At 74.1% G+C, this 18,216-nt stretch carries 16 protein-coding genes; 10 read left to right on the top strand and 6 right to left on the bottom strand.

The window, feature by feature from the left end:
• Positions 1-16: 16 nt before the first annotated feature.
• Complete coding sequence (locus AB0D10_RS18060) at positions 17-1,318, bottom strand: ABC transporter substrate-binding protein (protein WP_360257101.1); 1,302 nt, start codon at positions 1,316-1,318, stop codon at positions 17-19.
• Positions 1,319-1,492: 174 nt separating this feature from the next.
• On the opposite strand from AB0D10_RS18060, the gene AB0D10_RS18055 reads away from it, so the two are divergent.
• Both AB0D10_RS18055 and purU read left to right on the top strand, forming a co-directional pair.
• Entirely contained in the window at positions 1,493-2,008 is a 516-nt protein-coding gene (locus AB0D10_RS18055; RefSeq protein ID WP_360257099.1) for a hypothetical protein, read from the top strand.
• A gap of 122 nt (positions 2,009-2,130) precedes the next feature.
• Positions 2,131-2,997 carry a formyltetrahydrofolate deformylase gene (gene purU / locus AB0D10_RS18050; RefSeq protein WP_360257097.1) on the top strand — a complete coding sequence of 289 codons (867 nt, stop codon included), beginning with the start codon at positions 2,131-2,133 and terminating at the stop codon, positions 2,995-2,997.
• A 92-nt stretch (positions 2,998-3,089) separates the two neighbouring features.
• Here the strand turns inward: purU and AB0D10_RS18045 are convergent, their stop codons facing one another.
• On the bottom strand, positions 3,090-4,328 hold the full coding sequence (locus tag AB0D10_RS18045; protein ID WP_360257095.1) for a zf-HC2 domain-containing protein: 1,239 nt from the start codon (positions 4,326-4,328) through the stop codon (positions 3,090-3,092).
• Positions 4,325-4,900: a sigma-70 family RNA polymerase sigma factor gene (locus tag AB0D10_RS18040; protein ID WP_360257093.1), complete on the bottom strand. Its 576-nt coding sequence runs from the start codon at positions 4,898-4,900 to the stop codon at positions 4,325-4,327. The genes AB0D10_RS18045 and AB0D10_RS18040 overlap by 4 nt, the downstream gene beginning before the upstream one ends.
• Before the next feature lie 601 nt (positions 4,901-5,501).
• Between AB0D10_RS18040 and AB0D10_RS18035 the strand changes: the two genes are divergently transcribed.
• Positions 5,502-5,978, top strand: coding sequence for an ATP-binding protein (locus tag AB0D10_RS18035; RefSeq protein ID WP_360257091.1), 477 nt, complete (start codon positions 5,502-5,504; stop codon positions 5,976-5,978).
• 424 nt (positions 5,979-6,402) lie between these two features.
• Here AB0D10_RS18035 and AB0D10_RS18030 read toward each other — a convergent pair whose 3' ends face one another.
• A complete protein-coding gene (locus tag AB0D10_RS18030) occupies positions 6,403-7,374 on the bottom strand; it encodes a helix-turn-helix domain-containing protein (RefSeq protein WP_360257088.1) in 972 nt (323 codons plus the stop codon).
• A 120-nt stretch (positions 7,375-7,494) separates the two neighbouring features.
• On the opposite strand from AB0D10_RS18030, the gene AB0D10_RS18025 reads away from it, so the two are divergent.
• From AB0D10_RS18025 to AB0D10_RS18010, 4 genes are all read left to right on the top strand, one after another.
• Positions 7,495-8,931 (top strand): MFS transporter, encoded by a 1,437-nt coding sequence (locus AB0D10_RS18025; protein ID WP_360257086.1) that lies wholly within the window; start codon positions 7,495-7,497, stop codon positions 8,929-8,931.
• 10 nt (positions 8,932-8,941) lie between these two features.
• Positions 8,942-9,466: a GNAT family N-acetyltransferase gene (locus tag AB0D10_RS18020; RefSeq protein ID WP_360257083.1), complete on the top strand. Its 525-nt coding sequence runs from the start codon at positions 8,942-8,944 to the stop codon at positions 9,464-9,466.
• A gap of 138 nt (positions 9,467-9,604) precedes the next feature.
• Positions 9,605-9,949: a DUF4229 domain-containing protein gene (locus tag AB0D10_RS18015; RefSeq protein WP_360257080.1), complete on the top strand. Its 345-nt coding sequence runs from the start codon at positions 9,605-9,607 to the stop codon at positions 9,947-9,949.
• A 41-nt stretch (positions 9,950-9,990) separates the two neighbouring features.
• Complete coding sequence (locus tag AB0D10_RS18010; RefSeq protein WP_360257078.1) at positions 9,991-11,166, top strand: substrate-binding domain-containing protein; 1,176 nt, start codon at positions 9,991-9,993, stop codon at positions 11,164-11,166.
• Positions 11,167-11,416: 250 nt separating this feature from the next.
• Here the strand turns inward: AB0D10_RS18010 and AB0D10_RS18005 are convergent, their stop codons facing one another.
• Positions 11,417-12,628 carry an MFS transporter gene (locus AB0D10_RS18005; RefSeq protein WP_360257076.1) on the bottom strand — a complete coding sequence of 404 codons (1,212 nt, stop codon included), beginning with the start codon at positions 12,626-12,628 and terminating at the stop codon, positions 11,417-11,419.
• A gap of 477 nt (positions 12,629-13,105) precedes the next feature.
• On the opposite strand from AB0D10_RS18005, the gene AB0D10_RS18000 reads away from it, so the two are divergent.
• On the top strand, positions 13,106-14,446 hold the full coding sequence (locus AB0D10_RS18000) for a dicarboxylate/amino acid:cation symporter (protein ID WP_360257074.1): 1,341 nt from the start codon (positions 13,106-13,108) through the stop codon (positions 14,444-14,446).
• A 219-nt stretch (positions 14,447-14,665) separates the two neighbouring features.
• Here the strand turns inward: AB0D10_RS18000 and AB0D10_RS17995 are convergent, their stop codons facing one another.
• A complete protein-coding gene (locus tag AB0D10_RS17995) occupies positions 14,666-14,869 on the bottom strand; it encodes a cold-shock protein (RefSeq protein WP_189920031.1) in 204 nt (67 codons plus the stop codon).
• A gap of 458 nt (positions 14,870-15,327) precedes the next feature.
• Between AB0D10_RS17995 and AB0D10_RS17990 the strand changes: the two genes are divergently transcribed.
• Entirely contained in the window at positions 15,328-16,185 is an 858-nt protein-coding gene (locus AB0D10_RS17990) for a menaquinone biosynthesis protein (RefSeq protein WP_360257292.1), read from the top strand.
• Positions 16,186-16,482: 297 nt separating this feature from the next.
• Positions 16,483-18,144 (top strand): serine/threonine-protein kinase, encoded by a 1,662-nt coding sequence (locus tag AB0D10_RS17985; protein ID WP_360257071.1) that lies wholly within the window; start codon positions 16,483-16,485, stop codon positions 18,142-18,144.
• The last annotated feature ends 72 nt before the right edge of the window (positions 18,145-18,216 follow it).

Below are 18,216 nucleotides of genomic sequence, written 5' to 3'. Positions count from 1 at the left end.
GCCCGCCCCGTGCGCGTCAGGCCGGCGGGCGGCCCCCGGTGAGCACCCAGCGGACGTCCACGAAGCCCGGCTGCTGCAGGGTCATCCGGCCGTTCTTCACCACCTGGTAGGTGACCCAGGTGTTCACCAGCCGGGGCGACGCGGTGCTGGGCAGCATGCTGGTGGTGCCCCAGTTCAGCGGCGGGGTCAGCCCGACGTCGATGCCCTCGCCGGAGTCCAGCAGCCCGGTGACCGACTTCGGGGTGACCGGCTTGCCGGCCTCCGACAGCTTCTGCGACACCGCCCGGAACACCTCGTACGCGACCCAGGTGGTCTGCACCCCGGGGTCGGAGACGTCGATGGTGCTGCCGCCGGTGGTGTCGGCGCGCACCACCGAGCGCAGCCCGTCCCAGATCTTCGCCGACTCCGGCGGGTACCAGCTCGCGACGTAGGCGCCGCTGAGCGGGCCGGAGTCGCCGCCGGTGGAGTCGACCACCGACTGCTGCACGCTGCCGATCACCGAGGCGAGCTTGGTGTTCCTCGTGTTGAGCCGCCGGTAGGAGTCCAGCAGATTGCCGGTCGGCTCGGCGGCCAGGGCGCTGGTGACGCAGTTGCCCGGCTCGTCCCTGCCGACCGCCTTGCGGGCCACCGTGGTGTAGTCGGAGGACTGCTCGGGAGCCTTGACGTCCAGCAGCTTGATCCCGGCCGGCCGCAGCGCGGTGCCCAGGTAGCCGACCAGGCTGTCGCCGGCCGGGGTGTCCGGGCGGACCAGCGACACGGCCTTGCAGCCGGCGTCGACCAACTGGCGGCCGCTGCCCGCGACCAGGGCCGGCAGGCCGCCGTCCACCGGGTAGGACAGCGGGCTGGAGAACTCGGGCTGGGAGAGCCCGTAGCCGCCGATCAGCGGGATGTTCGCGCGCTCCAGCACCGGCATGAAGGCCTCGCCCCACTGGCTGTAGGAGCCGAGCACGGCGACGGCCCTGGCGTCCACCGCCTGCTGGGCGCAGGCGCGGGCGCCGTCGGCGGTGTTGTGCTCGTTGCAGGTGATCACCCGCAGCCGGTGGCCGTTCAGCCCGCCCTTGGTGTTGACGTCCTGGCCGATCGCGGAGGCGATCGCGGTCATGCCCGGCCGGTCGGCGGAGCCGGTCCCGGAAGGGGCCCAGGTCATCACGGTCAGGTCGGCGCCGCTGGTGGAAGCATCGGCCGGTCCGCCGCACGCGGAGGCCGAGAAGAGGGTGGGGAACAGCACCGCGGCGGTCGCGGCGGCGGCGATCGGACGTCGGCGGCGGCGCCGTCCGATCGGGGGGCGGGAGTGGAGCGAGTCCCTTCGGCTGGTCATCGGTCTTCCCTCTCTGGGGCGCACTCCGGCGCACCGGAATCAGCCAAGCCCCGGTGGCACAAGCCGAGAGGGCCGAAGTGCGAACGGTCGGCAAACGGCGGCTGAAATCCGAAGGGGTACGCGTGTAGATCAGGAGTGGAGTACGAACGGACGGGGAACGTACGATCGTTGACCATGTCCGTCAGCACAGATTCTTCGCACCGGTCCGCCCGAAACTCTTCTCGTCCGGGCCACCGCTCCAGCACCATGGGCGGCATGCCGCTCAACGACCTGCCCTGGTGGCGCTGGCGAGCCCGACTGCGCTCGGCGCTGCACATGCTGTCCGACCCCGGTTTCCAGCAGGAGGCCTGGCTGACCGGCCGGGACGGCTACGGCGACGTCACCGACGCCGTCTACCGGCTGGTCGAGGACACCTGGCTGGACCGCTGGTCCGCCGAGAAGTACGTCGGCACCGTGGTCCGCGACTCCGCCGAGGCCGCGCTGGTCGACGTCGCGGTGCTGCGGGCGGTGCAGATGCTGCACGAGGTCGGCGCGGACGCCCCGGCCTCCGCCTACCTCGGCCACCCCGGCTGGCCGGAGACCGTCCGGGCCGCCCGTGAGGCGCACGTGCTGCTCGCCACCAACGACGGGGACGACCCGGACGCGGCGCCCAGGTCGCTGGACGTGCTGCGCATCCTCACCCAGGTCTGACCCCCGGGCCGGGCCGGCCGGACGGTGCCGTCCCGCAGTACGGGCAGCGGGGCGGCGGCTGTCCAGGATGTGACACGCTGGACAGTCCGCGCACGTCACGACCTCAGAACGGGATACGCCCAGTGGAACAGCAGCCGGCCGGTGCCCAGTACGTCCTCACGCTGTCCTGCCCCGACAAGCAGGGCATCGTCCACGCTGTCTCCAGCTACCTCTTCATGACCGGCTGCAACATCATCGACAGCCAGCAGTTCGGTGACGGCGATACCGGGCTCTTCTTCATGCGGGTGCACTTCTCCGCCCCCGAGGTGGTCACCGCCGACAAGCTGCGGGCCAGCTTCGCCGCGATCGGCGCCTCCTTCGGGATGGACTGGCAGATCCACCCGACCGACGAGCGGATGCGGATCGTCCTCATGGTCAGCAAGTTCGGGCACTGCCTGAACGACCTGCTCTACCGCAACCGGATCGGCGCCCTGCAGGTCGAGATCGCCGCCGTGGTCTCCAACCACACCGACCTCCAGGACCTGACCGAGGGCTACGGGATCCCCTTCCACCACATCCCGGTCACCAAGGACACCAAGGCGGAGGCCGAGCAGCGGCTGCTGGACCTGGTCGCCGCGGAGGAGGTCGAACTGGTCGTGCTGGCGCGCTACATGCAGGTGCTCTCCGACCAGCTCTGCACCGAGCTGTCCGGCCGCGTGATCAACATCCACCACTCCTTCCTGCCGAGCTTCAAGGGCGCCAAGCCGTACCACCAGGCACACGCCCGCGGCGTGAAGCTGATCGGCGCCACCGCGCACTACGTCACCGCCGACCTGGACGAGGGCCCGATCATCGAGCAGGAGGTCGCCCGGGTCACCCACGACGTCAGCCCGGACCAGCTGGTCGCGCTCGGCCGGGACGTCGAGTGCCAGGCGCTGGCCCGCGCGGTGAAGTGGCACAGCGAGCACCGGGTGCTGCTCGACGGCGCCCGCACGGTCGTCTTCGCCTGACCGCCTGACCGCCTGACCGCCTGACCGCCTGACCGCCTGAGCGCCTGACCGCCTGAGCGCCTGAGCGCCTGGGGCGGCGCCGCGCGTGACCGCTACGGCCGGGACAGCAGCGGGAGCGCGTGCAGCACCTCGCGGACCGCGGCCCGGTCCCCGTGCTCGCCGACCGGCAGCCGGTCCGGGTCGCGGTGCGCGGCGGCCAGCTGGCAGAGCTCCAGGCCGTCCAGCACCATCGAGGCCACCGGCTCACCGCCGGACGGCGGCCCCGCGTCCGGCCCGCCCGGGCCGTTCGCCCCGTTCGCCCCGTCCGGGCCGTCGCCGCCGTCCAGCGGGACCAGCCACTCGCCGGCGGCCGGGCCGTCGATCACCAGCCGCAGCCGCCGGGCGGTCCGGCCCCCGTGGTCCGGCGCCGCCGGTGCCCCGGCGTGCTCGGGACGCTCCGCGCGCAGGCCGGCCAGCGCCCGGGGGAGCAGCCGGACCACCAGCTCCACCATCTGCCGCAGGTGCTGCGGCGCCGGCGGGTCGTACGGGTAGGCGACCGCGCGGGCCACGTCCTCGCCGTGCACGTAGCACTCCAGGGCGCGGTCCACGAACGCGTCGCGCAGCGGCAGCACGGTGCCGCCGTAGTCGACCGGGGTGTTGCCCTGCGGCGCGAGCGCCGCGCTGCGCACCAGGTCGTGGGTCTGCCGCCGCCACCGGGAGCGCACCGACTGCGGTGCCAGCGCGCCCTGCTCCGCGAGCATCCGGGCGGTGCGCGCGGCGATCGCGCCGTACGGGCCGCCCTGCGGCGGGACGCGCGGCAGCGCGGCCGGAACGGCCTGGTCCTGCGGCGGGACCCGCCGTTCGGCGGCCGCGGCGGTGGCGCCCGGGCCGGCCGGCACCGGGTCGGGCAGGCCGAGGGCGAGCGCCAGGAAGCCGTCCACGGCGGTCAGCCGGCCGAGCACCTCGGCCGGGCGCAGCCGCTCGGTACCGCCGTGCCACGGCAGTTCGGCGACCTCCTGCCACTCCTCCGGGCCGAGGTCGCGCAGCAGCGCGTCCAGCTTGGCGGTCTCCGCGGTGTAGGGCATGCCCCAGGCGGGGACGGGCAGTTCGGCCGGGCGGCGGGTCAGGCACCAGTCGATCACCTGCTGGCGCAGTGAGCCGGGCTGGTCCAGCGGTTCGTCCAGCGAGAGCCAGCCGGCCGCGTCGCGCAGCCGGGCCGCCTCCTCGGCGCACTCCGGGCAGGTGCGCAGGTGCCGTTCCAGGTCGGCCGCGTCGCGGGTCGGGCAGGCGCCGAGGGCCCAGGCGCCGAGCAGCGAGCGCAGGGCGTCGTGCTGCTCCTCAGTGCTGCTCACGTCTCCCCGTCCCCGGTGTCGTCCTGGCGGGCGCGTTCCTCGGCCAGTTCGGTTGCCAGCAGCTCCAGTCCGAGCCGCATCCGCTGCTTGGCGGCCTGCTCGCTGATGCCGAGCAGGCGGGCCGTCTCCCGGTAGGTGCGGCCGTCGTAGTACGTCACCGCGATGGTCTCCCGCAGGGGTTGGGGCAGGGAGTCGACCACGTACTGGACGCGCGCGGCGGTGGCCACGGCGCGGATCTCCGCCTCCGCGCCCTGAGGGTCGCAGCCCGGCACGCGTTCGGCGGCCCGCCGCGCCCGCAGCCGGTCGACGGCGCGGCGGTGGGTGAGCGCGCCGAGCCAGGAGCGCAGGGTGCCCTGGGCGGGGTCGAAGTCCTCGGGGTGCTCCCAGACGTGGGCGAAGATCTCCCGGGTGAGTTGGGCGGCGGCCGCCTGGTCGGCCAGTATCCGCCCGGCCAGGCCGTGCACCATCGGCGCGAGCTGGTCGTAGAGTTCGCCGAGCGCGGTCTCCTCGCCGCGCGCGAGGCGGCGTTGCAACTGCTCGTCCCAGCGCGGGGGCCGCTCCGGGGTGGCCATCGGGAACCACCCTCCTGCCCGGGGTCGCTGGCTTACCCAACGGTATCTTGCGGCCGGTCCGCGGTGGAGGGAATCCGGCAAGAACGGAACCCGGTCTCGCGGATCCTCATCCTCCGGTCCGTCACGGCGGCGTGGATCGTCCCATGGTGGGACGGTCCGCGCGTGGGGCCGTCGGCCGGGGCCGCTGTTCGAGCGCCGCTGGACATATGTCGCACGGGTGGTTCGCGAGTGGCGGGCGGGGCGCCGGGGGCGTCCGGCGGTAGGTTCCCGACTGCGGACCGGCGGGTCGGCCCGGGCCGGACGAGCGCCGGTACGAGGCTCGCGAGAGTGAGCGGGACAGTATGCACTGCCTGTCCCCCGATCGCCGGAATATGCCCGAAGCGCTTGCTGCGGTCCGTCCGCCCGCCCATCCTGAGGCGTACTCGTGTCGCGGCCGGTGCGAGAGCGACGAGCCGGCGCGGACGAGCGGGCGCGGGCGGACGGACCGGGCGGTCGCCCGGGTGCGGCCCGGGTGGCGCCGGGCGGAGTGCGAGGACCCGCCGGCCGGTCGATCCGGCCCGATCGGGACTTAGGCCGAACTGCGAGTGCGGGTGGTGGAGCGGTGCAGGTTCTTCAGGTACAGCTTGCGGTGCAGGCGGACCCCGCCGAGGTCGGCCGGGCCCGTCGGTGGGTGCGCTCGCGGCTGTTGAACCACGGGGTGGACCCGGACGCGCCGATGGCCGAGACCGTTGTGCTGGTGGTCTCGGAGCTGGTGACCAACGCCGTGGTGCACACGGGCTGTCCGGCCGTGCTGCGGCTCTGCCTGCCGATGGCCGGGGACGCGGAGGGGGCGGACGGGCCGGCCGCCCCGCTGCGGGTGGAGGTCGCCGACGCCAGCCGGGCCGCCCCCGCCCCGCGGCACGCCGGGGCCGACGAGGACGCGACCAACGGCCGTGGCCTGGAGCTGGTCGAGCTGCTCTGCGAGCGCTGGGGCTGGTACCCGGACGGCTCGGGCAAGCGGGTCTGGTGCGAGATCGGCGCCGCTGCCCGCCCGGCCGATCCGCTCGCGGACGTGGACTGGGCGGCTTTGGCGCAATAGCGGCTGTCGCGACGGCCGCGGACCCGTGGCGATCACCGGCCGAAAGGTGACGCAACCATTCCGAATTTCGGACTACCCATTGACGTGACGTATCCGACTGATCACGCTTGGGTGCGGCTCTCCGTTGCGAGGGGACGCCGAGGGGCCGTCCGACCACCGCCGCGGTGCCGCTGTCCAGGGGGATCGTGTCAGCGAGGGGGCCGCGGACTGCCGGTCGCGGGCCGCTCCTCGGCGAGTGCGGAGGCCGCGGCGCGGGTTCAGGGCCCGCGCGTCGCGGTTGGATGGCGGCGTGCCGTTCCGTGCTCGGGGTGCGCGCGGCCTGCCGCCATCCAATGCGTCACCGCGCGGGGGGCTGGATCCGGCCACCCGGCGGTCCTTTGCCGGATCGTTCCCGGGACCGCCTCCGGTGGGCCTGCCGCGGACGCTAGCGGGGGGTGGTGCGGAAGGTGCGCCGGTAGGCGCTCGGCGCCACGTCGAGCCGGCCGCGTAGTTGCAGCCGCAGCGAGGCGGCGGTGCCGAAGCCGGACTCCCGGGCGACCTGGTCGATCGTCAGGTCGGTCCGCTCCAGCAGTTGGCGGGCCCGCTCGGTGCGCTGCGTGGTGATCCACTGGCCGGGGCTGGCGCCGGTCTCCTCGCGGAAGCGCCGGGTGAAGGTCCGTACGCTCATCCCCGCCCGGTCGGCGAGCCGGCGCAGTTCGAGCGGCTGGTCCAGGTGCTCCAGGGCCCAGGCGCGCACCGCGGCGGTGCCGTGGCCGCCGGAGTCCACCGGGCTCGGGGCCTCCACGTACTGCTTCTGGCCGCCCTCGCGCCACGGCGGGACCAGGCAGCTGCGGGCCACCGCGTTGGCCACCGCGCTGCCGTGGTCACGGCGCACCACGTGCAGGCAGAGGTCCACCCCGGCGGCGACCCCGCCGGAGGTGAGGACGTCGCCGTCGTCGGTGTAGAGCACGTCGGGGTCGAGCCGTACCCGGGGGTACATCCGGGCGAAGTGCTCGGTGTACCGCCAGTGGGTGGTGGCCGGTCGGCCGTCCAGCAGCCCGGCGGCGGCCAGGACGAAGGAGCCGGTGCAGATCGACATCAGCCGGGTGCCGGGCCGGATCCGGGCCAGGGCCTCGGCCAGCGCCGGGGTGAAGCAGGCGTCGACGCCCGCCGGACCGGCGTCGGCGGAGGCCGGGATCACCACCGTGTCGGCCCGCTCCAGCAGTTCGGGCCCGTGGTCGACCGTGACCCTGAAGTCGGCGCTGGTGGCGACCGGCCGTCCGTCCGGGGTGCAGGTGGCCACCTCGTAGTGGGGCCGCCCGGCCGCGTCCTTGGCACCGCCGAAGATGCGGGCGGGGATGCCCAGTTCGAAGGCGATCACGCCCTCCAGGGCGAGTACCGCGACCAGGTGTGCCATGCCGTCCCCTCGGGTGTCGGTGGGGTCCGGGCCAGCGTACGCCCGGTCGTGGCCCGATTCTTGCGAAAGCTGTCATTCAGGCCACTCGTCCGGGCCCCGGCGGCCCGGAACACTCGTCGCGTGACCGAACGCAGCGCCCTCGCCCCCACACCCGAACCCGGCCCCGGACCCGCCACCGACTCCGCTCCCGCTCCGGCCCCGGGACCCGCCCCCGACCCCGGCCCCACCGGGCGCCCCCGGGTCCACTACGCCTGGGTGGTGGCGGGCGTCGCCCTGCTCGTCCTGCTCGGCTCGGCCGGCTTCCGCTCCACGCCGAGCCTGATGATGGACGCCCTGCACAACGAGTTCGGCTGGTCGCTCGGGACCATCTCCGCCGCCACCTCCGTCAACCTGACCCTCTACGGCCTCACCGCCCCCTTCGCCGCCGCGCTGATGGACCGGTTCGGGGTCCGCCTGGTGGTGGTCTGCGCACTGCTGACCATCTCCGTCGGCTCCGGGCTCACCATGCTGATGCGCCAGCCCTGGCAACTGGTGCTCTGCTGGGGCGTGCTGGTCGGCCTCGGCAGCGGCTCGATGGCGGGCGCCTTCGCCACCACCATCACCGGCCGCTGGTTCCAGGCCCGCCAGGGCCTGGTCACCGGGGTGCTCACCGCCGCCGGCGCGGCCGGCAACCTGGTCTTCCTGCCGGTCGGCGCCTGGCTGGTCGAACAGCACGGCTGGCGGTCGGCCGTGGTCGTGGTCTCGCTCGCCGCCAGCGCCGTCGCCGTCCCGGTGCTGCTGCTGATGCGCGAACGGCCCGCCGATGTCGGCCTGCTCCCGTACGGCGCGACCGAGGCGCCGCTCTCCTTGCCCGCCAACGGGCAGGAGGGGCCCGGCGCGCCCGTCACCGACGGCCGCGCCCTGGCCCGCTCGCTGCGGGTGCTGCGCGACGCCGCCCGCATCCGTGCGTTCTGGCTGCTGGCCGGTTCCTTCGCGATCTGCGGCGCCACCACCGCCGGCCTGGTCGGCACCCACTTCATCCCGGCCGCGCACGACCACGGCATGCCGGTCACCACCGCCGCGAGCCTGCTCGCCCTGATCGGCGTCTTCGACGTGGTCGGCACCGTCTTCAGCGGCTGGCTCACCGACCGGGTCGACTCCCGGGCGCTGCTGACGGTCTACTACGGGCTGCGCGGCCTGTCCCTGCTCCTGCTGCCGCAGCTGATGGCCGGCTCGCTGAAGCCGCCGATCCTCGCCTTCGTGGTCTTCTACGGCCTGGACTGGGTCGCCACCGTGCCGCCGACCGTCGCGCTGTGCCGCCGGCACTTCGGCGAGGACGCCCCGATCGTCTTCGGCTGGGTCCTGGCCAGCCACCAGATCGGCGCGGCCGTCGTCGCCGGGCTGGCCGGCCTGGCCCGCGACGCGCTCGGGAACTACGACCTGACCTGGTACGGCGCCGGCGCACTGTGCGCGGTCGCGGTCGGGCTCTGCCTGGCGCTGCGCACCGGACGGACCGACCGCCCGGGTGCCGCCGGTGCCGCCGGTGCCGCCGGAAGGACGGTCACCGCGGAGGTCTAGGCTCCGGTCCATGGCGCTCACCTTCACCCTCGACCCGAAGCTCGACCCCGACCTGCGGGCGGACGTCGTCCGCCTGTGGGCCGACGTCACCAACGCCGGCGGCGCGGTCGGCTTCGTGGCGCCGGTCACCGAGGATGAGGTGTGGGACACCGCCGACCGCCAGTTCGCCGGGGTCGGGCCGGACGGCCCCGACCGGCTGCTGGTCGCGCACGACGACACCGGCCGGCTGGTCGGCGTGCTGTTCTTCGAGTCGATGCGCTTCGGCCCGATGGAGCACTGGCGGATGCTCAAGCGGGTCATGGTGCACCCCGACTGCCAGGGCCGCGGCCACGGCGCCGGACTGCTCGCCGAGGCCGAGCGGATCGCGCGGGCGTGGGGCCTGCAGTCGCTGCGGCTCACCGCGCGCGGCGGCCTGGGCCTGGAGGGCTTCTACGCCCGCAGCGGCTACCGGGAGGTCGGCCGGGTGCCGGCCGCGATCCGGGTCGCCCCCGGGGACGACCGCGACGACATCACCATGTGGCTCGACCTGCGCTGACCCCCGCCCCGGAGCCCGGTCCGGCCGGGGCCCCGCCGCGCAGGAGGGGCCCCGGCTGCTCCGGCCGTCAGGCATGCTTGACTGGAGGACCCGACCCCCGCCCGGACCCGCCCCGCGCAACGAGAAGGATGTGTTCCAGTGAGCAGCAACGGCCCGGACAAGTCGCACGCCACGCTCCGCTACACCTCCATGCGGGTCAGCATCTTCCTCGGCTGCCTGCTGGTGGCCCTGCTGCTCGGGCACTTCCAGATCATCCCGGTCAGCGGCCAGACCGGTGTCGTCTTCCTGTTCCTGCTGGCCGCGGTCGCCTCCGCGCCGCTCAGCTACGCGCTGCTGAGCAGGCAGCGTGACGAGATGTCCGCCCAGATCAGCGGCAAGGTCACCGGGATGCGCAACCGCACCGCCGAGCGGATCGCCGCGCAGAACGCGGAGGAGGACGCCGCGGACGACGCCGCCCGCGCGGCGGCTGCCGGGCAGAACTGACCCCGGCCCCACCCCGACCGCCGAGCCCCGCCGCAGCCGCCGTGCCCGCGACCCCAGACTCCGCGCCGCCCGGGCACCCGTCCGGGCAGCCCGTCGAGCAGCCGTCCGAGCAGCCCGTCGAGCAGTCCGCCGGGCATCCGTCCGGGCAGTCGTCCGGGCAGTCGTCCGGGCAGTCGTCCGGGCAGTCGTCCGTCGAAAGCGCGCTCGGGACCTGGCCTGCCCCCGTCCGCCGGCCCACCGGGCGCGACGTCGCCCGGCTCGCCGGGGTCTCCCAGGCCACCGTGTCGCTGGTCTTCTCCGGCGCCGAGGCCGGCCGCCGGGTCTCCGAGGCCACCCGGCAGCGGGTCCGGGAAGCGGCCCGCAGCCTCGGCTACCGCCCGCAGGCGGCCGGCCGGCAACTGCGGCTGGGCCGCAGCGGGATGATCCTGCTCGCCGTGCCGAACCTCCAGGGGCCGTTCTTCGGCCGGGTGCTGGAAGGGGTCCACCAGGAGGCCGGCCGCAACGGCCTGGCGGTCGTGGTCAGTTCCGGCTGGGGCAGTGCCACCCTCGCCGAGGCCGCCACCGCCGGCCGCTTCGACGGCCTGCTGATCTGCTCCCCGGACGACAGCCAGCTCGGCGAACTGCCCACCGACATCCCCGCCGTCTTCCTGGACGCCGACCCGGGCACCGACCGCACCCGCCCGACCGTCGAACTCGACGTGGCCGGCGGAATGCGCGCCGCCGTCGAGCACCTGGCCGCGCTCGGCCACCGCCGGATCGGCCGGCTGCGCTCCACCCACGCCGCGTACACCTTTCGGGTGCGGCAGGCCGCCTTCGAGCAAGTCGCGCGTGAACTCGGCCTGGACGTAGTGGAGTTGGGAGTGAGCCTGAACGAGGGGCACCGGGCCGCGCGGACCGTGGCGGACCGCCTGCTGGCACGGGCGGACCGGCCGCGCGCGGTGATCTGCGACGACGACGTGGTCGCCTCCGGGGTCTACCAGGCCGCCGCCGAGCTGGGGCTGCGGGTGCCGGAGGACGTGTCCGTGGTCGGCATGGACAACGTCGCGGTGGCCGCGCTGCTCGCCCCGCCGCTGACCACCGTCGACCTGCCCGGCGAGGAACTGGGCCGGGCGGGCGCGGCCGCGCTGGCGGGCCTGCTGCGCGGGGAGCGGGTGGAGCCGGTGGCGCCGCTCGCCACCTCGCTGGTCCTGCGGGCCTCCACGGCCTCGGCGCAGTAGCGACCGCCGGGCCCGGCCATCGAGCTCCCGGCGGTCGAACTCCCGGTGCGGGAGTCCGTTGCGCGGGGCCGGTCCGGGCGGGTTACGGGTCGTCCGCCGTGATCGCCAGGGGGCGCCGGGTCGGACGCGGCCGTCCGGGGACGTCGGGCCGCCGGGGCTGCCGCGGCCGATCGCTCGCGAGCAGTGGAGAAAAGGGGACTGCGCCCACCGGCCAGACCGCCGGTGGGCGCAGTCGTTCGTGGGGGCGGGCTCAGCCCACCGGGACGGGCCGCGCCGGGACGGGCGCCACGGGCGCCGGGTGGAACCAGCGCCGGGCACCGAACAGCAGCAGCGCGCCGAGCGCGATCCCGCCGGAGGCGCACAGTGCGACGGGCTGCAGCGAGCCCTCGGCGAGGTTGCCGGAGACCGCGTAGCCGAGCGAGTTGCCGGTGGCGAACAGCGTCACCAGCCAGGCGAAGGCCTCGGTGACCGTGCCGGTCGGGGCCAACTCGGCGACCAGGACGAACGCCGCCGCGAGCATCGGGGCCAGCATGACTCCGGACAGGAAGGCCAGCGCGGCCATCGGGTACGGCCCGGGCAGGAGGACCAGCGGCAGGTAGGAGACGGCCATCGCGAGCGCCATCACCCAGGTGCGGGTGGCGGTGGTCTGCCGCCACTTGACCGCTCCGTAGGCGAGCGCGCCGAGCAGTCCGCCGAGCGCGGCCAGGGCCAGCAGGGTGCCGGCGCCGCCCGGCAGCGCGTCGGCGTGGTGTTCGGCGTAGGCGATGAACAGCACGTTCTGCGCGCCGACCGCCCAGCCGGCCCCGGCCAGTCCGACCAGCAGCAGCACCAGGCCGGGGGAGCGCAGCGGTCCGAGCAGTCCGGCGGAGTGTTCCCGGACCGGGGCGCGCCAGGCCCTGGCGGGTGCGGTGGTGGCCACGATCAGCGCGCCGGCCAGGCCCAGGCCTGCGGCCGCCCAGAGCGCGACCACCGGGCTGAACAGGCCGGCGATCCCGGCGACGGCCAGTGGCCCGGCGACGTAGAGGATCTGCTGCGAGGCCGAGTCGAACGCGTAGGCGGTGTCGAGCTGTTCCTCCTCGACGACCTCCGGCCAGAGCGAGCGCAAGCAGGGTTCCAGCGGCGGCATGGCGAGGCCGGCGACCGCGGCGCCGACGGTGGCGGCGAGCGGGGAGCCGGGTGCGAGGGCGAGCAGCGCGTACCCGCCGCCGGCCACCGCGGCCGAGGCGAGCAGGACGCGCGGCTGCCCGGTGCGGTCCACGATCCGGCCGAGGACCGGTCCGCCGACGGCCGCCGAGATCGCGTAGGCGGCGGTGGCCAGCCCGATCCGCCCGTACGGCGCGCCGGCCTCGCGCAGGGCGAGGGCGATCACCAGGGCGGTCATGCCGGCGGGCAGGCGGCCGAGCAGGGTGCCGAGGAGCAGGCGGGTGACGTGTGGGGCGCGGAGCAGGGCGAGGTAGCCCATCGGCGTCCTCTCCGGTCTGGGCAGGCGGGGGCGGGGACGTCGTCAAAGTTATACGTATAACTGCTCGGCGGTCAATCTGCCCGGAGATCGTGACTGATGGGGCGTCAGGTTCGTTCGTGTCCGGAACTCGCCTGCGGGGCGGCGTGTCGGCGGGGTGCGGGTTCGCGTCATCTCAAACAACTACTTTGAACATCTCAAACCTTTACTGCTAACGTATCGGCCATGACAGCCTCAGACGCACTGCGGATGCACGGCCCGGGCCCGCAGCCCGGCGCCGCCCGCCCGTGCGCTCTGACCGGTGCTGTGGACAGCCCGCGCCGTTGTCGCGCCCTGATCTGTACTGCCCTGAGCTGTACCGCGGCGGCACGCCCCTGACCGGGGGCCCGACCCCTCCCGTCCGGCCCCGCGCCGTGCCGCCCGCTCCGCCCCGCACCTCACCTCACCGTCAGCAACGCCCTCCCCCGGAGTCGCTCCCCCATGTCCACAGCGCCTGAGGCGACCTCGTCGCCGTCCGTGCTCGCCCGTATCCGCAAGACGCCGTTCTGGGTGCAGATCGTCGCCGGTCTCGTGCTCGGTGTCGGCCTCGGCTACCTGGCCCGGGCCGCCGACATCTCCTGGCTGGCCACCACCCTGGAGACCATCGGCAAGATCTTCGTCCAGCTGCTGAAGCTGGCCGTCCCGCCGCTGGTGTTCACCGCGATCGTGGTCAGCGTCGCCAACCTGCGCAACGTCACCAACGCGGCCCGGCTGGCCACCCGCACGCTGCTCTGGTTCATGATCACCTCGCTGATCGCGGTCGGCATCGGCCTGGGCCTGGGCCTGCTGACCAACCCCGGCCAAGGCACCAACCTGAAGACCGAGGGCCTCAAGGCGCTCGACTCCAAGGGCACCTGGATCGACTTCCTGACCGGGATCTTCCCGACCAACATCGTCGACGCCTTCGCCAAGGTGAACGTGCTGCAGATCGTCTTCATGGCGGTCGTGGTCGGCGCGGCGATCATCAAGCTCGGCGCCAAGGCCGAGCCGGTCCTCAAGCTCAGCGAGTCCGTCCTGGAGCTGACCCAGACCGCACTGTGGTGGGTCATCCGGCTCTCCCCGCTCGGCACCCTCGGCCTGATCGGCAAGTCCGTCGCCAAGTACGGCTGGGACCTGCTCAAGCCCTTCGCCACGCTGACCCTGGACATCTACGTCGGCTGCGCCCTGGTCCTGTTCGTCGTCTACTCGCTGCTGCTGCGCTTCGCCGCCGGCCTCAACCCGCTGCACTTCTTCAAGGGCGCCTGGCCCGCGATCCAGCTGGCCTTCGTCTCGCGCTCCTCGGTCGGCACCCTGCCGGTCACCCGCCGCGTCACGGAGCGCCTCGGCGTCCCGAGCGAGTACGCGTCGTTCTCCGTTCCGTTCGGCGCCACCACCAAGATGGACGGCTGCGCCGCGATCTACCCGGCGATCGCCGCGATCTTCGTCGCGCAGGTCTACAACATCGAGCTCGGCATCAAGGACTACGTCCTGATCGCCTTCGTCTCGGTGGTCGGTTCGGCCGCCACCGCGGGCCTCACCGGTGCGATCGTCATGCTGACGCTGACCCTGTCCACCCTGGGCCTGCCGCTGGAGGGCGTCGGCCTGCTGCTCGCCATCGACCCGATCCTGGACATGATGCGCACCGCGACCAACGTCGCCGGTCAAGTTGTAACGCCGATCATCGTTGCTGCTCGGGAGGGCATCCTCAATCGCGAGGCCTACGACAACCCGCAGGGTGACCTGCTGGACGAGCCGGTCGCCATCCCGGCGCAGGCCTCCGCGAAGGCCGCTGCCGCCGCCTGATCCTCGTCGGACACGCCGAAGGGTCCTCCCCGCCACCGGGGGAGGACCCTTCGCCGTGTCCGGTGCCCGTCCTGGCCGGCGCGTCGGCCAGGACGAAAGGCAGGGGGCCCACCGAACGGCGGGCCCCCTTGGGTACTGCTCTTGTGCTCATGGTGACGGCTGTCGGGAGCCGCCGGTGGACCCGTCGGGGTCCCGAGCGATCAGATCATCAGAGGATGGTCAGACAGCGGTGACGTTCTCCGCCTGCGGGCCCTTCGGGCCCTGGGTGACGTCGAAGGTGACCGTCTGGTTCTCCTCCAGCGAACGGAAGCCGTTCGCGTTGATGGCGGAGTAGTGAACGAAGACGTCGGGGCCGCCGCCCTCCTGGGCGATGAAGCCGAAGCCCTTCTCAGCGTTGAACCACTTGACGGTTCCCTGAGCCATGCCGTTCTCCTTGCGATGCGTGTCGGGGACCACACCGTGTGGCCCCCGGTCCGCTGCGCTGATCGCCCTGCCTCCGGACGAGTCCGAAGTTTTTCGATATTGCTGAAAAACTACAAAAAGCCTGCGGTTACATGCTCCGCAGGCTTCAAGTACTGCAAGGGGAATCAAACTGCAACTGAGGGCAACGCTAGCATGCGGCCGCTGTGACGACCAGAGGTCACTTACGGCGTGGAAGGCGCGTGTCGTAAGGGCGAGAGCGGGCGTGGAAAGGCGTGTTGGGGGCGCGTGAGGGCGTGTCGGGTGGCCGGTGCGAGCCGTGGTGAACGACGGGCATACGCTGCGGGGAGGCGCACGAACAGCAAGGGAGCGGCGCAGTGGCAGCACCGGACGCACAAACACCGGACGCGCAAACGCGGGAGCCCCAGGAGAACACGCCGGCCAGGCCCCGGGTCGGCCATATTCAGTTCCTGAACTGCGTTCCCCTCTACTGGGGGCTCGCCAGGACCGGCAATCTGCTCGACCTGGATCTCACCAAGGACACCCCGGAGAAGCTGAGCGACCAGCTCGTCGGCGGCGCCCTCGACATCGGCCCGATCACCTGCGTGGAGTACCTGCGCAACGCCGACGACCTGCTGGTCCTGCCCGACATCGCGGTCGGCAGCGACGGCCCGGTGATGTCCTGCCTGATCGTGAGCAAGGTGCCGCTCGCCGACCTCGACGGCCGCCGGGTCGCCCTCGGCTCCACCAGCCGCACCTCGGTCCGGCTCGCCCGGCTCCTCCTCGAAGAGCGCGAGGGCGTGCGCCCCGACTACTTCAGCTGCCCGCCCGACCTCAGCGCGATGCTCGCCGAGGCCGACGCCGCCGTCCTGATCGGCGACCCTGCGCTGCGCGCCTACCTCGGGCAGGCCGCCGACCTCGGGCTGACCGTCCACGACCTCGGCGAGATGTGGAAGGAATGGACCGGCCTGCCGTTCGTCTTCGCGGTCTGGGCGGTGCGCCGCGAGTTCGCCGAGCGGCGCCCGGAGCTGACCGCGGCCGTGCACCGTGCCTTCCTGGAGTCCCGCGACCTCTCGCTGGTCGAGGCCGCCAAGGTCGCCGAACAGGCCGCCCGTTGGGAGGTCTTCGGGGCGGACGTGCTGGAGCGCTACTTCAGCGAGGCGCTCGACTTCTCGCTCGGCGCCCGCCAGTTGGCCGGCGTCGCCGAGTTCGCCAAGCGGGTCGCGCACGACAGCGGCTTCGCGCCGGACGTGGCCGTACGGCTGCTGGAACCGGCCGAACTGCCGCTGCAGCCGGTGGAGCTGCCGGTCGGCGGGTGAACCCGCGGCCGGGCGGGGCCGTCGCGGTCGCTGCGGGGTGACGGCCGGTGGGGCGTCCTCCCCGGCTGCGCGGCCGGGCGGGGCAGCGCCGGGGGCGGCCGGGCGGGGCCGCGCCGGGGACGACCTCTTTTCCGCTGATCCGGTCGGCGGGCTGAAGGGGGTCGGTCCGGCCCGGTACGGTCTGCTCCCGGGGTGTCAGCGGCGGGTGGCCCGCCGGGAGCACGCCCCGGAAGCGGCGCACGCGGCCGGGCATCCGCCCGGGGCCGCGCGTGCGAGGGCGAGGGGAGCGTGCGGGCCATGCAAGCACTGGGGGCGGGCGATCCGCGGCAGGTGGGCGCCTACCGGCTGCTGCGGCGGCTCGGCGCGGGCGGAATGGGCCGGGTCTACCTCGGCCGGACGGCCGGCGGGCGCACCGTCGCCGTGAAGGTGGTGCGCCCGGAACTGGCCGACGACGCCGAGTTCCGCGCCCGGTTCCGGCAGGAGGTGGCCGCCGCCCGCCGGGTCGGTGGCACCTGGACGGCGCCCGTCCTGGACGCCGACACCGAGGGCGAGCAGCCCTGGGTCGCCACCGGCTACGTCGCCGGGCCCGCGCTCACCACCGCCGTCCAGGAGTACGGGCCGCTGCCCGAACCGGCGGTCCGCGCCCTCGGGGTCGGGCTCGCCGGGGCGCTCGCCCACGTGCACGGGCTCGACCTGGTGCACCGGGACGTCAAACCGTCCAACGTGCTGCTGACCCTGGACGGGCCGCGGCTGATCGACTTCGGCATCGCCAGGGCGCTCGACGCGACCGGCGGCTTCACACGATCGGGCCACGTGGTCGGCTCACCCGGCTTCATGTCGCCCGAACAGGCGAGCGGACAGCCGGTCGGACCGGCCGGGGACGTCTTCTCGCTCGGCGCCGTGCTGGCCTTCGCCGCCACCGGTGTGCACCCCTTCGGAGAGGGCGTCAGCGCGGCCGTCCTGCTCTACCGGGTGCTGCACGAGGAACCGGACGTGGCCGGACTGCCGCAGGAGCTGCGGGCGGTCGTCACGGACTGCCTGGCCAAGGACCCGGCCGCCCGGCCCACCCCGCAGCAGCTGGCCGCCCGGCTGGACCCGGACGGCGCGGGCGGCGCCCGGTTGTGGGGCTTCCTGCCGCCGGCGCTGGCGGCGGGGGTGGGACGCGGTGCGGTGGAACTGCTGGACCTGGAGGACGAGCCCGAGGGGGCGCAGACGGACCAGGCGCAGGCGGAGCCGACGCCGACCTTCGTGCCCAGGGGCTACTACCCGCCGTCGATGGTGCGGCAGCCCGCGCCCGGCGGGCCGCGGCGGCGGGCGGGGCTCGCGGCCGCGGCGGTGCTGACGGTCGCGCTGCTCGGCGGCGGAGGGTACGGGCTGTACTCCTGGTGGCAGGGGCCCGGTCCCGATCCGGTGGCCTCGGGGCCGACCACGGGGCCGGTCCCGGTCCCGTCCGTCGACCCGGGTGACGCCGTCGCCTCACCCGGGGCCTTCGTACCGGGCGGGACGGACGGCCCGTCCGCATCCGCTTCCTCCCCCTCTGCTCCCGCCGCCGCCTCGCCGTCGGCTCCCGCGACCGGCGGGCCGAACGCGGTGCCGGCCGCCTTCCTGGGCACCTGGAGCGGGGACATGACCACCGACAAGGGCCTGCCCGGCGGCACCACCACGCTCACCGTCCGCCCGGCGGCGATCGGCCAGGAGACCACCGGCAGCCGCAACGCCGTCTCCGGGCTGATCCCGATCAGCTGCGAGGGGAGCTGGACGCTCACGTCGGTCTCCGACACCAAGCTGGTGTTCCGGTCCCGACTGGTCCGCTCCTCGCTCCCCGGCGCCTGCACCGGCGGCGCCAACGCCGAGACGCTCACCCTGCAGCCCGACGGGACGATCCGGTTCACCTCCGCCGACCCGGCGGCCGGAAACCCGGCCGGGACCCTGCGCAGGACGAACGGGGCGGCGGGCTGAGGATGCCCGAAAGGCCTGGCGTAGGCTGGTTCGGCCGTACCCGAGTAGCACTTGAGAGAGAGAAGGCCGCCA

Source organism: Kitasatospora sp. NPDC048545 (genome assembly GCF_040651155.1).
Taxonomy (GTDB): Bacteria; Actinomycetota; Actinomycetes; order Streptomycetales; family Streptomycetaceae; genus Kitasatospora.
This window is presented reverse-complemented; position numbering and strand designations above follow the sequence as displayed.

What these genes read in the sequence shown, in the direction of transcription:
- AB0D10_RS18055 (WP_360257099.1), top strand. Translation starts at nt 1,493, where the DNA reads ATGTCCGTCAGCACAGATTCTTCGCACCGGTCCGCCCGAAACTCTTCT.
- AB0D10_RS18000 (WP_360257074.1), top strand. Translation starts at nt 13,106, where the DNA reads ATGTCCACAGCGCCTGAGGCGACCTCGTCGCCGTCCGTGCTCGCCCGT.
- AB0D10_RS18020 (WP_360257083.1), top strand. Translation starts at nt 8,942, where the DNA reads ATGGCGCTCACCTTCACCCTCGACCCGAAGCTCGACCCCGACCTGCGG.
- AB0D10_RS18040 (WP_360257093.1), bottom strand. Translation starts at nt 4,900, where the DNA reads ATGGCCACCCCGGAGCGGCCCCCGCGCTGGGACGAGCAGTTGCAACGC.
- AB0D10_RS17985 (WP_360257071.1), top strand. Translation starts at nt 16,483, where the DNA reads ATGCAAGCACTGGGGGCGGGCGATCCGCGGCAGGTGGGCGCCTACCGG.
- AB0D10_RS17995 (WP_189920031.1), bottom strand. Translation starts at nt 14,869, where the DNA reads ATGGCTCAGGGAACCGTCAAGTGGTTCAACGCTGAGAAGGGCTTCGGC.
- AB0D10_RS18060 (WP_360257101.1), bottom strand. Translation starts at nt 1,318, where the DNA reads ATGACCAGCCGAAGGGACTCGCTCCACTCCCGCCCCCCGATCGGACGG.
- AB0D10_RS18005 (WP_360257076.1), bottom strand. Translation starts at nt 12,628, where the DNA reads ATGGGCTACCTCGCCCTGCTCCGCGCCCCACACGTCACCCGCCTGCTC.
- AB0D10_RS18030 (WP_360257088.1), bottom strand. Translation starts at nt 7,374, where the DNA reads ATGGCACACCTGGTCGCGGTACTCGCCCTGGAGGGCGTGATCGCCTTC.